The 13,465-nt window shown below is 41.4% G+C and carries 12 protein-coding genes; 4 read left to right on the top strand and 8 right to left on the bottom strand.

Features of this window, described 5'->3' with window-relative positions:
* Window positions 1-299: 299 nt before the first annotated feature.
* From lpdA to NST15_RS07055, 5 genes are all read right to left on the bottom strand, one after another.
* Window positions 300-1,712, bottom strand: a complete 1,413-nt coding sequence (gene lpdA / locus NST15_RS07075) for a dihydrolipoyl dehydrogenase (RefSeq protein WP_003211097.1) — start codon at window positions 1,710-1,712, stop codon at window positions 300-302.
* 4 nt (window positions 1,713-1,716) lie between these two features.
* Entirely contained in the window at window positions 1,717-3,060 is a 1,344-nt protein-coding gene (locus tag NST15_RS07070) for a dihydrolipoamide acetyltransferase family protein (RefSeq protein WP_008345100.1), read from the bottom strand.
* Window positions 3,061-3,168: 108 nt separating this feature from the next.
* The gene (gene pdhB, locus NST15_RS07065) at window positions 3,169-4,146 is read right to left on the bottom strand and encodes a pyruvate dehydrogenase complex E1 component subunit beta (RefSeq protein WP_007498597.1); all 978 of its coding nucleotides are present in this window, start codon (window positions 4,144-4,146) and stop codon (window positions 3,169-3,171) included.
* Between the two features lie 3 nt (window positions 4,147-4,149).
* On the bottom strand, window positions 4,150-5,265 hold the full coding sequence (gene pdhA, locus NST15_RS07060) for a pyruvate dehydrogenase (acetyl-transferring) E1 component subunit alpha (protein ID WP_007498599.1): 1,116 nt from the start codon (window positions 5,263-5,265) through the stop codon (window positions 4,150-4,152).
* Between the two features lie 570 nt (window positions 5,266-5,835).
* Window positions 5,836-6,504: a YkyA family protein gene (locus tag NST15_RS07055; protein WP_058213804.1), complete on the bottom strand. Its 669-nt coding sequence runs from the start codon at window positions 6,502-6,504 to the stop codon at window positions 5,836-5,838.
* 235 nt (window positions 6,505-6,739) lie between these two features.
* Between NST15_RS07055 and NST15_RS07050 the strand changes: the two genes are divergently transcribed.
* Window positions 6,740-6,919, top strand: coding sequence for a YjcZ family sporulation protein (locus NST15_RS07050; RefSeq protein ID WP_026050085.1), 180 nt, complete (start codon window positions 6,740-6,742; stop codon window positions 6,917-6,919).
* 112 nt (window positions 6,920-7,031) lie between these two features.
* Complete coding sequence (gene def / locus NST15_RS07045; RefSeq protein WP_008345111.1) at window positions 7,032-7,589, top strand: peptide deformylase; 558 nt, start codon at window positions 7,032-7,034, stop codon at window positions 7,587-7,589.
* Window positions 7,590-7,627: 38 nt separating this feature from the next.
* Here the strand turns inward: def and NST15_RS07040 are convergent, their stop codons facing one another.
* Entirely contained in the window at window positions 7,628-8,407 is a 780-nt protein-coding gene (locus tag NST15_RS07040) for a Cof-type HAD-IIB family hydrolase (protein WP_024719544.1), read from the bottom strand.
* 394 nt (window positions 8,408-8,801) lie between these two features.
* Between NST15_RS07040 and NST15_RS07035 the strand changes: the two genes are divergently transcribed.
* The gene (locus NST15_RS07035) at window positions 8,802-9,011 is read left to right on the top strand and encodes a DNA-directed RNA polymerase subunit epsilon (protein WP_008345114.1); all 210 of its coding nucleotides are present in this window, start codon (window positions 8,802-8,804) and stop codon (window positions 9,009-9,011) included.
* Between the two features lie 5 nt (window positions 9,012-9,016).
* Window positions 9,017-10,684, top strand: a complete 1,668-nt coding sequence (gene rnjA / locus NST15_RS07030) for a ribonuclease J1 (protein ID WP_008345116.1) — start codon at window positions 9,017-9,019, stop codon at window positions 10,682-10,684.
* Window positions 10,685-10,783: 99 nt separating this feature from the next.
* On the opposite strand, the gene ade is transcribed toward rnjA, so the two are convergent.
* Window positions 10,784-12,514, bottom strand: coding sequence for an adenine deaminase (gene ade / locus NST15_RS07025; protein ID WP_342498965.1), 1,731 nt, complete (start codon window positions 12,512-12,514; stop codon window positions 10,784-10,786).
* Window positions 12,515-12,776: 262 nt separating this feature from the next.
* Window positions 12,777-13,445 carry a TrkA family potassium uptake protein gene (locus NST15_RS07020; RefSeq protein ID WP_008345123.1) on the bottom strand — a complete coding sequence of 223 codons (669 nt, stop codon included), beginning with the start codon at window positions 13,443-13,445 and terminating at the stop codon, window positions 12,777-12,779.
* Between the last annotated feature and the right edge of the window lie 20 nt (window positions 13,446-13,465).

Raw genomic sequence — 13,465 nt, 5'->3', positions numbered from 1 at the left:
ATGAAAAAAGCCCTCATCTCATGAGGGTTTTTCTTTTTCAGCGACGTTTCACATACATAAAAAACCCCTCTCCGTGTGGAGAGGGCTTCAGCGGGTAGACAAACCCTCGCATTCTTTGTCAGTCCTGCGTGCTGGTGCTCACGAATGTCAAATTCGCTCCGCGCCAGTACTCGTCCTTCCTAGACTGCAAAGGTTTTCTATCACGCTGAAAAAGAAGACAAAGGGCTAAAATCAAGTTCATTTTAGCCCTTTGTCAACAATCTGAAACCCTCTCCGTGTGGAGAGGGTTTCAACGTTCATTATTTTACGATATGGATTGGGCTTCCGATTGCTACTTCAGCCGTTTCCATTGTGATTTCACCTAAAGTTGGGTGAGCGTGAATTGTCATTGCGATATCTTCAGCTGTCACACCAGCTTCAATTGCAAGGCTAAGCTCTGAAATCATATCAGAAGCACCAACACCTGCGATTTGTGCACCGATCACTAGACCATCCTCTTTACGAGTGATCATTTTCATGAAGCCATCAGTTGCATCAAGAGAAAGTGCACGTCCGTTTGCTGCGAATGGGAATTTCGCTGCAACGATGTCGATTCCTTCTTCTTTTGCTTCTGCTTCAGTGTATCCAACAGTTGCAAGTTCTGGCTCAGAGAATACAACAGCAGGAATACCAAGGTAATCAATTTCAGCTGGCTCTCCAGCGATTGCTTCAGCAGCAATTTTACCTTCGTAAGAAGCTTTGTGTGCAAGTGGTGGTCCATCAACGATGTCACCAATTGCATAGATGTTTGAAACGCTTGTACGGCATTGTTTGTCAGTTTTGACAACTCCGCGGTCTGTCAATTCAACACCAACTTGCTCAAGACCAAGCTCATCTGTGTTTGGACGACGACCAACAGTCACAAGTACGTAGTCAGCATCGACAGTTTTTTCTTCACCTTTTACTTCGAAAGTAACAGTGACACCGTCAGATTTTTCTTCAACGCCTTTTGCAAGAGCGTTTGTGTGAATTTCAACGTTTCCTTTTTTCTTCAGGTTACGTTTCACTAATGAGCTCATTTGCTTTTCAAAACCTGGAAGGATTTCGTCTCCACCTTCAAGGATGACAACTTCTGTTCCAAAGTTCGCATAAGCAGTACCAAGCTCAGTACCGATGTATCCACCACCGATGACAACTAACTTTTTAGGTACTTCTTTAAGCGCTAAAGCACCAGTTGAGTTAATCACGCGGTCTGTGTATTTAAATGTAGGCAATTCGATTGGACGAGATCCAGTTGCAAGAATTGCATTTTTAAATGTATAAGTCTGCGCTGAATTTTCATCCATGACACGTACAGAGTTGCTGTCTACGAAATAAGCTTCACCTTTGACGATGTCTACTTTATTTCCTTTTAGAAGACCTTGAACTCCACCTGTTAATTTGTTGACAACAGAAGCTTTCCACTCTTGAACTTTTGTGAAATCAACTGTTACGTTTTCAGCTTTGATACCCATGTCTTCAGAATGCTTTGCATTCTCGAAACGATGTCCAGCATTGATCAATGCTTTTGAAGGGATACAGCCGACGTTTAGACATACGCCGCCAAGTGTTCCTTTTTCAACGATTGTTACTTTTTGTCCTAGCTGTGCAGCACGAATAGCAGCTACATATCCACCAGGACCTGCACCGATGACAAGAGTATCTGTTTCGATTGGGAAATCTCCTACTACCATGAATTTACGCCTCCATTAAAATTAATTGTGGATCATTCAATAAACGCTTGATGTGGTTAAGGGCATTTTGCGCAGTAGCTCCATCAATCATACGGTGGTCAAAGCTTAGGGAAAGAGCTAAGACTGGAGCTGCAACGATTTCGCCATCACGAACAACCGCTTTTTCAGCGATACGGCCAATACCAAGGATCGCTACTTCTGGGTGGTTGATGACTGGAGTAAACCATTGTCCACCAGCAGAACCGATGTTTGTGATTGTGCAAGATGCACCCTTCATTTCAGCTGGAGCCAATTTACCATCACGTGCTTTTGTTGCAAGCTCGTTGATTTCATTAGATACTTCGAAAATCGCTTTGCGATCTGCATTTTTCACAACTGGAACGAGCAAGCCTTTTTCAGTATCAGCTGCAATTCCGATGTTGTAGTAATGCTTTTGAACAACTTCATCTGTTTTATCATCGATAGAAGTGTTAAGTACTGGGTACTTTTTCAAAGCAGAAGTTAGAGCTTTTACAACGTAAGGCAAGTAAGTTAACTTGATTCCTTGATCAGCTGCAACTTGTTTGAATTGTTTACGATGTGCAACAAGGTTTGTTACATCAACTTCATCCATTAATGTTACGTGAGGAGCTGTGTGCTTAGAGTTCACCATTGCTTTTGCGATCGCTTTGCGGATTCCGCTCATTTTCTCGCGAGTTTCTGGGAATTCTCCTTCTAGAACTGGAGCTGCTGCCGCTTTTGGAGCTGCTTCTTCTTTCGCACTTTCAGCTGCTTGAGGTGCTGCTTCTTGAGTTGCTGCAGAACCGCCATTAAGGAAGCTGTCGATATCTTCTTTTAGCACGCGGCCATTTTTACCAGTACCTGCAACTTTGTAAATTTCAACGCCTTTTTCACGCGCATATTTACGTACAGATGGCATAGCAATAACGCGTTTGTTAGGATCAGCATCTACTTGCTCTTGTGCGCCAGCACCAGTTGCTGCTGCCGCTTCTTCTTGAGCAACTTCTTTCTTTTCAGGCTCGTTACCAGCTTCAGCAGTACCTTGTACTTGAGCTTCAGTTTTCGCTTCGCCTTCTTCTTCGCTGCCTTTAAATTGAAGATTTTCGTAACCAGGTGCATCAAACGTAATGATTGTTTGTCCTACAGTTGCAACTGTTCCCTCTTCAACTTTTAATTCTAATACTTTTCCTTTAACAGGTGAAGGAATTTCTACAACTGCTTTATCATTTTGTACCTCTGCTAAAACGTCATCTTCATTGATTTCGTCGTTTGGTTTTACAAACCACTTAACGATCTCACCTTCGTGGATACCTTCTCCGATGTCCGGAAGTTTAAATTCAAATGCCACTGTTTTTCGCCTCCTAGATTATGTTAAACCATTGTTCTGTCAACATTACACGGTCATGTAATTGATAAAGGGGAAGAGAAATAAATTCTTTTCCCCTCTGTCATTTAATTAAAATTCAAGAACTTTCTTAGCTGTTTCAAGCACGTCTTTATGGTTTGGAAGCCATACGCTCTCAGCTTGAGAGAAAGCAAATACAGTATCAGGTGCAGCTACACGAAGTACTGGTGCTTCTAGGCTAAGGATTGCTCTATCATTGATTTCAGCTACTACGTTTGCTGCAATACCAGCTTGTTTTTGTGCTTCTTGAACAACGATCGCGCGGCCTGTTTTTTCAACAGAAGCGATGATTGTTTCAATATCAAGTGGGCTCACTGTACGAAGGTCGACGACCTCAGCAGAAACGCCTTCTTTTTCAAGTTCTTCAGCAGCTTTAAGTGATTCGTGAACCATTGCACCGTAAGTGATGATTGAAAGGTCAGAACCTTCACGTTTCACGTCAGCTTTACCGATTTCAATTGTGTACTCTTCTTCAGGAACTTCCTGACGGAAAGAACGATAAAGTTTCATATGCTCAAGGAATACAACCGGATCGTTGTCACGGATTGCAGAAATTAATAGTCCTTTTGCATCGTAAGGTGTTGAAGGAATAACAACCTTGATACCAGGCTGTTGTGCAATAAGACCTTCTAAGCTGTCAGCGTGAAGCTCAGGTGTGTGAACTCCTCCACCAAATGGAGAACGGATTGTCACTGGAGAATGCCAGCGTCCACCAGAACGGTAACGCATACGAGCCATTTGTCCAGAAACAGAATCTAATACTTCGTAAACGAATCCGAAGAATTGAATTTCCATTACTGGGCGGAATTCTTGTAGTCCAAGGCCAATTGCAAGACCGCCAATACCAGATTCAGCAAGTGGAGTATCGAATACACGATCCTCACCAAACTCTTTTTGCAATCCTTCAGTCGCACGGAATACGCCGCCGTTTTTACCAACGTCTTCTCCGAAAACGAGAACGTTTTCGTCATTTTTCAGTTCTGTGCGTAACGCATCAGTGATCGCTTGAATCAATGTCATTTGCGCCATGGCTTACTTCGACTCCTTCTGTTTGTAGATTTCAAGCTGTTCAACCAAGTTAAATGGTTTCACATCGTACATGTTTTCAATCAAATCAGTGACTTTCTGCTTAGGCTGTTCGTCAGCTTCTTTGATTGCTTGTTTGATTTGTTCTTTTGCATCTTCGATGACTTTATTCTCTTCTTCTTCAGACCAAAGGCCTTTGTTTTCCAAGAATTTGCGGTAGCGTACCAATGGATCTTTTTGCTCCCACTCATTTTCATCTTCTTTTGTACGATATCTTGTTGGATCGTCACCAGCCATTGTATGTGGGCCGTAACGGAATGTAAGAGTTTCAATTAATGTTGGACCTTCACCATTTACAGCACGCTCACGAGCTTCAGCAGTCGCTGCGTATACAGCTAATGCATCCATACCGTCAACTTGTACGCCTACGATACCAGCTGCAGCTGCTTTTTGTGCAATCGTTTGTGCAGCAGATTGCTTTTCAACAGGTGTAGAGATCGCATATCTGTTGTTTTGGACAACAAAAATCGCTGGCGCTTTGTAAGCCCCTGCAAAGTTAATACCTTCGTAGAAATCACCTTGTGAAGCTCCACCATCACCAGTGTAAGTGATTGCAACAGCATTTTTACCGCGCTTTTTCAAACCAAGAGCTACACCAGCAGCTTGAATGATTTGTGCACCGATAATGATTTGCGGAGAAAGTGCATTCACATCTTCAGGCATTTGGTTCCCAACAAAGTGTCCACGAGAGAACAAGAATGCTTTTGTTAGTGGAAGACCATGCCAGATTAATTGTGGTACATCACGATATCCTGGAAGAATGAAATCTTCTTTCTCAAGTGCAAAGTGAGTTGCAAGCTGAGAAGCTTCTTGTCCAGCTGTTGGCGCATAGAAGCCAAGACGTCCTTGACGGTTCAATGAAATTGAACGTTGATCTAATACACGTGTAAACACCATACGGCGCATTAATTCTTTTAATTGGTCATCTGAAAGATCTGGCATTGCCGCTTCGTTTACGACTTCGCCTTTTTCGTTTAAAATTTGGAACGTTTCAAACTGCTTTTTGATGGCATCGAATTGCTTTTTGCTATCAACAATTGCTTTTTTTGTTTTTGCAGCCATTCTAAAGTCACCTCTTCCTTTCTTTTAACAGTCAATTTGTCGTGAATCCATTTATACATACAGATATAGGATAACCCAAAATGCTCATATGACTCCTGTATATAATAGCCACAAAGATCGTTGTCGAAACATTGGATGATCGCTTGCTTTTGAGTTTTTCTAACTGTATTAACGATAGTTCACAAAAAACTAATACAACTTCTGTTAACAAGGAATAGTTTACAACAAGAAAAATAGTCCGTCAATTGATTTAACGGCTTTATTTAAATAAATGTATTCGCTTTACTTTTTATGGTGACCTGTATCAATCTGTTTAATCAACAGCATAAACTGTACTAGTATAGAGTGGGTCGCTGTACTACAATAGCACATGTTTGTTTTTGTCGAAAAATAAAAAAAGAGCTATTTTTAGCTCTTTTGATCATGATGGACAAAGGGCTAAAATGAACTTCATTTTAACCCTTTCTCTTCTTTTCAGTCTGACACCTTCGAAAAAAGAGTAACGCCACGCAGGCACTTTGTGAGTAGCAGCGATAAACAGAACTAGTAGCAAATATGCAAGTACTGTTTTTAACTGTTTTGTGATTCTTTCTGAGCTGTTTTGTATAAAGCTTGTTTATATTCGTTCAATTGATCTGTATATTGATTGAACTTCTTGCTTTCTTTTCTCACTTTACTATAGGAACGATTGACTGTTTTCAGTTTGGATTTCAGTTCAGCGTATCCTAAGTCTTTTCTTTTTAAAGATTCATACAAGTGCTTGTCTTGTTTCAGCGCCTTTTGATACTCACGGTAAAGCTGATCATACGATGCATATCTTTTTTCAATTGATTTGACTGTTTGTTCTGCTTTGTCTTTTACTTCCGTATCTTTTATCTGTCCAGCGAATTCTTTTACAGATTGAAATTCTTTTTTCGATTGATCCATGCTGTCTTTTTCTGTTTTTAAATGTTCTTCACGCTTTTCTGCCGATGCTAATGCTTGATCAGACAAGTTTGAGACTGTTTTTGTGTGGTCTTTTGTTGTTTGAATCATTTTTTTATACAACTGCTGCTCTTTTTTCTCATAGCTTTGCAGTGCACCTTGTTCTTTTTCAAAGGATGCTTCTTTTTCGCTCATTTTCGTCATGGCATCTTGCATCTCATAAAGCGGATTTTGACCTCCGCAGCCCGCAAGCAAGAGGGTACATATCCCCGCTAAAGCTGCACCTGCTTTTATTCTTCTTTTCATCTGTTTCAATTACAAGGTCCCCCTTTACATCTCCACATACCACTATAATTTTTCAGGGCGGTTGTGACAAGGAAAGAGGCTGGTTTTTTGAGGGGAAAGAAGATTTTTTTCATGCTCTAGGCTCATGACTATACAAATAGTGCATTCATACATAGTTTATATTACACGCTTCGCCTTCACTTATGAGAGGCCGAGTGTATTTCCAAAGGAGGTCAAAAGTATGTCTAATTATAGTCATGGAAGTATGTATGGTGGATACGGCGGTTACGGTTATGGATACGGCGGCGGTTGTTGCTATCCAAGTTATGGTGGTGGATACGGTTGCGGTTACGGTGGTGGACGTACATTCGCTTTAATCGTCGTCCTATTCATTCTATTGATCATTGTTGGCGCAGCATTCTTAGGTGGCGGTGGCTGCTGCTAATGGCTGAATAAGCCTCTGACCGGTCTCATACGACCGGTCTTCTTTATTTCATTGCATATGTCGTGTATCATTTTATATACTTTACATACAAAGGAAATAGGAGTGAAGTTTTGTGATTACCATGGATGATATCGTACGAGACGGGCATCCCGTCTTAAGACAAACAGCTGAAGCGGTCGAACTCCCGCCAACAGAAGAAGAAAAACAGCAATTAGCTGACATGATTGAATTTGTCAAAAACAGTCAGGATGCAGACATTGCTGAAAAATATGAACTCAGACCCGGTGTTGGCCTAGCAGCTCCTCAAATCAATATCAGTAAACGAATGATCGCTGTTCACTGTGAAGACGAGGGCGGAGAACTTTACAGCTATGCATTATTCAATCCTCGCATTGTTAGCCATTCAGTCAAAAGAGCTTATTTAGCTACTGGTGAAGGCTGTTTATCTGTTGATGAAGCCATCCCTGGATTCGTCCCGCGCTATGAAAAAATCAGGGTGAAAGGTACAACGCTTGAAGGTGAAGACATTGATATTCGCCTCAAAGGGTTTCCGGCCATCGTTTTTCAGCATGAAATTGACCACTTAAATGGCATTATGTTTTATGATCATATTCAAAAAGATCATCCATTCGCCGAGCCAGACAACGCGGTTGCGATCGGTAGATCATAACATAAAAACAAGACCCGTCCATCAGCGGGTCTTGTTTTTTATTCATCAATAAGGCCTAATTCAGTCACAGCGTGGAATATGCCATCCTCATCTACAGGTTTGGTGACAAAGTCAGCTAATGTTTTTAATTCATTGACTGCATTCCCCATCGCAACGCCTGTTCCAACAAAAGAAATCATTTCTCGATCGTTCAGCCCGTCACCGAAGGCAATTGTGTCCTTTTGATCGTACGGGAGTCTTTCAATGACTCGTTTAATTCCTTCAGCCTTTGATCCACCTTTTGGCAGGACATCCGTAGACAGCTCATGCCACCTGACGAGATCAATTTCTTCACGGAACGCTTCATATAGATGTTCCTCTTCTGCTTTACAAAATAACAGCATTTGATAAATGACGTTTTCTTTAAAGAATGACAAATCATGCTCGGGATGCTCTGTTTTTAAAGTGCCGATCCCTTCATGGATAAATGGATGGTTCGGCACAGACGCCTTCATCGTCTTCTCTCCCATGAAAACAAGCGGATGATCATGTTGATCCGCTGTTTCATAAATTTTATCCATCAGCTCTTGCTTAAGCGGATTGCCATAAATGACTTCTCCTTCGTACATGACATACTGACCGTTATAAGCAATAAATGAGTCAAGCCCTATTTCTTCTAAAATAGGCTGGATAAGAAAAGGCGAACGGCCAGATGCAATGAAGAGATGATGCCCTTTTTCTTTTAATAAACGAACAGCTCGCTTCGTTGATTCAGGTATTTTTTTATCATGGTCATATAAAGTACCGTCGATATCAAAGAAGATGACTTTTTTATTCATATCTCGTCTCCTGTCTCTTGTTATGTATACCCTCTCCCCTTCATCATACAGAAAGATCTTCACTGACGAAACCACTTCCTCTTAAAACGCCCATTTCCCACATATAACCATGTAACATTAAGTGGAAACATCATATAATACAAGTATATAGAGAGAACGGAACAAATGGCTGAATGAGACTCATACCGAAAGGAGGCGATCCGCGATGCTTCGTCGTCTGCGCAAGAAAATTCGAAGACAATGGAAGGACATGCTTCGTAAAAAATCGATTGCTTAAAAGGATCTTCCGCACATTTGCTGAAGGTCCTTTTTTCTCTGAGACTTTTCTTATGCGCGTTTTTTTAATATAATAGAATAAGCGAGTGTAACATACGGTATTTAAGGAGAGATTTGGATGATATATAAGGTATTTTTTCAGGCAAGTACGACTGAGGTACCTGTGAGAGAACACACAGATTCACTATACGTTGAAGCGGTTTCTGAAAGAGACGTACGCGATAAGTTGAAAAAACATAACTACAATATTGAATTCATTCAGCCTGTAGACGGTGCTTTTTTAGACTATGAACGAGAAAGTGAAAATTTTAAAGTATTGGAGCTATGAGAGGAATGAAATTTGTAAAAAACGATCAGGCGGCAGTTTTTGCGCTCGGCGGATTAGGCGAGATCGGTAAAAACACGTATGGCGTTCAATTTCAAGATGAAATCATTTTGATTGATGCTGGTATTAAGTTCCCTGAAGATGAACTTCTAGGAATTGATTACGTCATCCCTGACTATACGTATTTAGTTAAAAACGAAGATAAAATCAAAGGTCTTTTTATTACTCATGGACATGAAGACCACATCGGCGGTATCCCTTATCTTCTCAAGCAAGTGAATATTCCAGTTTACGGAGGCAAACTCGCAATCGGCCTACTTCGTAACAAATTGGAAGAGCATGGTCTATTAAGACAGACCAAACTTCACATCTTTGAAGAAGAAGATACGATCAAATTTAGAAAAACAGCTGTGTCTTTCTTTAGAACGACGCACAGTATCCCAGATTCTTATGGAATTGTCGTGAAGACACCTCCTGGTAACATCGTACATACAGGCGATTTCAAGTTTGACTTTACTCCTGTCGGCGAGCCTGCCAATTTAACGAAAATGGCTGAGATCGGGAAAGAAGGCGTTCTTTGTCTTCTATCTGACAGTACAAATAGTGAAATTCCAGAATTTACGATGTCCGAAAGACGTGTAGGTGAAAGCATTGATGACATCTTCAGAAAAGTCGATGGACGTATTATCTTTGCTACATTTGCATCTAACATTCACAGACTTCAGCAAGTGATCGAGTCAGCTGTTGCCAACGGCCGAAAAGTCGCTGTGTTTGGGCGCAGCATGGAGTCTGCCATTGATATTGGACAAGAGCTCGGATATATCAAATGTCCAAAAAACACATTCATTGAACACAATGAAATCAACCGCCTTCCAGCAAACAAAGTAACCATTCTTTGTACTGGTAGTCAGGGTGAACCGATGGCCGCTCTTTCTCGTATTGCCAACGGTACGCACCGCCAGATTTCAATTAACCCTGGAGACACTGTTGTCTTCTCGTCTTCACCGATCCCAGGTAACAATATTAGCGTAAGCCGTACTATTAACCAGCTGTATCGTGCTGGTGCTGAAGTCATTCATGGCTCACTCAATAATATTCATACCTCTGGACACGGCGGGCAGGAAGAACAAAAGCTGATGCTCCGTTTAATCAAACCAAAATTCTTCATGCCGATTCACGGTGAGTACCGCATGCAAAAAACGCATATTAAACTTGCGAATGATTGCGGAATCCCTGAGGAAAACTGCTTTATCATGGATAACGGTGAAGTTCTTGCACTGAAAGGTGACGAAGCAAGTGTCGCTGGCAAAATTCCATCAGGCAACGTGTATATCGACGGTAGCGGTATTGGTGATATCGGCAACATCGTGTTAAGAGACCGCCGCATTCTTTCAGAAGAAGGTCTTGTCATTGTTGTTGTCAGCATGGATATGAAAGAATTCAAAATTTCTGCAGGTCCTGATTTAATCTCAAGAGGTTTTGTCTACATGAGAGAATCTGGAGACCTCATTAATGACGCGCAAGATCTCATTTCAAAGCATCTTGAAAAAGTAATGGAACGTAAGACGACTCAATGGTCAGAAATTAAGAACGAGATTACTGACACTCTTGCTCCTTTCCTTTATGAAAAAACAAGACGCCGCCCAATGATCTTACCGATTATTATGGAAGTGTAAGGACGTACAGGGAGACACAGCCAATTGGCTGTGTCTCTTTTTTATGCGCAATAAAAAAACCCGCATATCTGTACGATACGTGCGGGTTCAGTCATTGTTTTACGATTGAATCGGGAGATGCTGAAAACTTCTCACATCAAACAATCCTTGTGTTGTCATTTTCACATCAGGAATGACTGGCAGTGCTAAGAAGGATAATGTCAAAAACGGATTAAAGTCTAAGACAAAGCCTGTTTCCTTTAACGCTTCATGAAGTGCATGAAGGCTTTCATTGACCTTATGTGCAGGTTGATCTGATAATAAACCGGAAATCGGTAATGGAAGCGTATGAAGAACTTCTCCGTCTTTTACAACGGTCAAACCGCCCCCTGCTTCTTTTAACGTCTCAATGGCTTTGATCATATCAGCATCATTTGTTCCAACGGCAATTAAGTTATGCGAGTCATGGGCAACTGTTGTTGCAATTGCCCCCTCTTTTAAGCCGAATCCGCTGACAACCCCTATCCCAATTTCAGATAGACCTTTGTGGCGTTCGACAAGTACTATTTTTAATACATCTCGATCAATATCACTCGTAAATTGTCCATCGCTTCCAGATGGAGATATTTGTTCTAATTTCGTTTCAAGCTGATTCGGTATAATGCGAATGACATTCATCTTTTGATGATCTGTTATAGGCAGCGTTAAATCTTTCTCTTGAACGTCCACTGCATGTACCGATTGCATGAGCGAAGAACTTGGCGTGATCTTGTCGACACTTGGCAAATATTCTCCATGTTCAGAGACCAATTCTCCTGCGATAAAGACGCTTGTAATTCCTACCTCATGTAAGTCAGAAATGAGCATAAAGTCCGCGTCAAAGCCTGGTGCAATCGCTCCCTTTGTTTTGAGACCGAAGCACTCCGCTGCGTTTAAACTTCCCATTTGATATGCTAAAAAGGGGTCCAATCCTTCTTGTATCGACATCCGTACTTGTTCATCAATACTTCCTTGAGCCATTAAATCATCTAAATGTTTATCATCCGTACAAAAGAAAAAGCGTCTCGCATTCTTCTCATTGACAGCAGGTAATACGTTTTTCACGTTTTTAGCAACAGAGCCTTCTCTGAGCATGACATACATGCCTCTTTTGACACGTTCAAGGGCCTCTTGAGCTGTTGTCACCTCATGATCCGTTTGGACATTAGCTGTTCGGTACACATTAATTAATCGGTCCGTTAATCCTGCTAGATGGCCATCAATGAGTTTATGTTCATGTTGAGCATCAAGCAGTTTTTGAAGCATATCTTCTTCCGCTTGTTCAACCGCGACATAATCCATCACTTCGGCAAGACCAAGCACTTCTTTCTCCTGATAAAGAGGCTTTAAATCTTTTGCTTTTAGTGTAGCACCTGATCGTTCAAAGCTGACTGCCGGTACACAGGATGGCAGCATGAAATATATATTTAGAGCAGCTTTTCTCGCTTCTTCGAGCATAAAACGGATACCTGCAACACCGGATACATTGGCAATTTCATGCGGGTCTGTTACAACAGTTGTCACGCCGTGAGGAACGACAGCTTTGGAAAATTCAGCAGGAGTCACCATCGAGGATTCGATATGAACGTGGCCGTCAACGAAACCGGGAACAAGCATTTGACCTGTTGCATCCAGCTCCTGTTCTCCCTCATACTCCCCAATTCCTACTATTTTTCCATTTTCAACAGCGACATCAGCGTCTATCCATTCCTGGTTAAACACGTCCATAACCTTCGCATGTTTAATCACTAGGGCTGCTTTTTTTCTCTTTGCAGCTACCTCAATTTGATGTCTGAAAAGCTCCTTATCCAACGACACTGCCTCCTCCGAGTAAACAATATAATGTTTCTTATCGTAAACGAATCTGTTTGTCCAGTCAATGACATTTAGAGAAAATCAACCATATCAAAAGATTGATTTTTATTTCTGAATAGTGATAATTGGCTGAAAAATAACCATGTTCTATTTTGCTGTTCTTTTAGAAAGTAAACGGCTCTTTTCCACTTTGTTCTCTCCCACAATGTCCGCCCCATATGTACACTTCTAAAGCAAAAAACACCCCTTCTCGGAGTGTTTAATAGTCGTTCTGCATTTCCCGTTTTTCAAAGCGCCCGATATCTGCCACTGCCCCAATGACAATGAGGATATCTTCTTTTTGAATCATTTCATCTGCGAGCGGTGAAACGATCACTTCTTTCCCGCGCTTAATTGCCACGATATTGATCCCGTACCTTGCACGAATGTCGAGATCTAACAAAGAGTGCCCGGCGAGTCTGCTGTTGGCGACGATTTCAATAAGGCTGTACTCATCTGACAGCTCTAAATAATCAAGCACGTTGTTAGAAATAATTTTATGTGCAATCCGTCTGCCCATGTCTCGTTCAGGATGGACAATACGGTCCGCACCAATTTTATTCAAAACCTTTTCATGGTAGTCATTTTGAGCTTTCACTGTGACCATTTTGACACCCAGCTCTTTCAGCATAATCGTTGTTAAAATACTCGCCTGAATGTTTTCACCTATCGCCACGATCACATGATCAAAATTGCGGATGCCTAGGTTTTTTAGGACAGATTCGTCCGTCGAATCACCAATCACGGCATGTGATGCAATTTTAGCATATTCGTTCACACGATCTTCATTCATATCCATGGCCATGACTTCAAGTCCTTCTTCGCTTAGCGCCTTGCAGATACTTCCGCCGAAGCGTCCAAGACCAATGACTGCATATTCCTTTTTCATGTTCAGACTCCTTTTATATC

Source organism: Bacillus sp. FSL R5-0820, assembly GCF_038593385.1.
GTDB lineage: Bacteria > Bacillota > Bacilli > Bacillales > Bacillaceae > Bacillus > Bacillus altitudinis.
The sequence above is the reverse complement of the archived record's forward strand: the minus strand, read 5'-3'. Positions and strand labels throughout refer to the sequence as shown.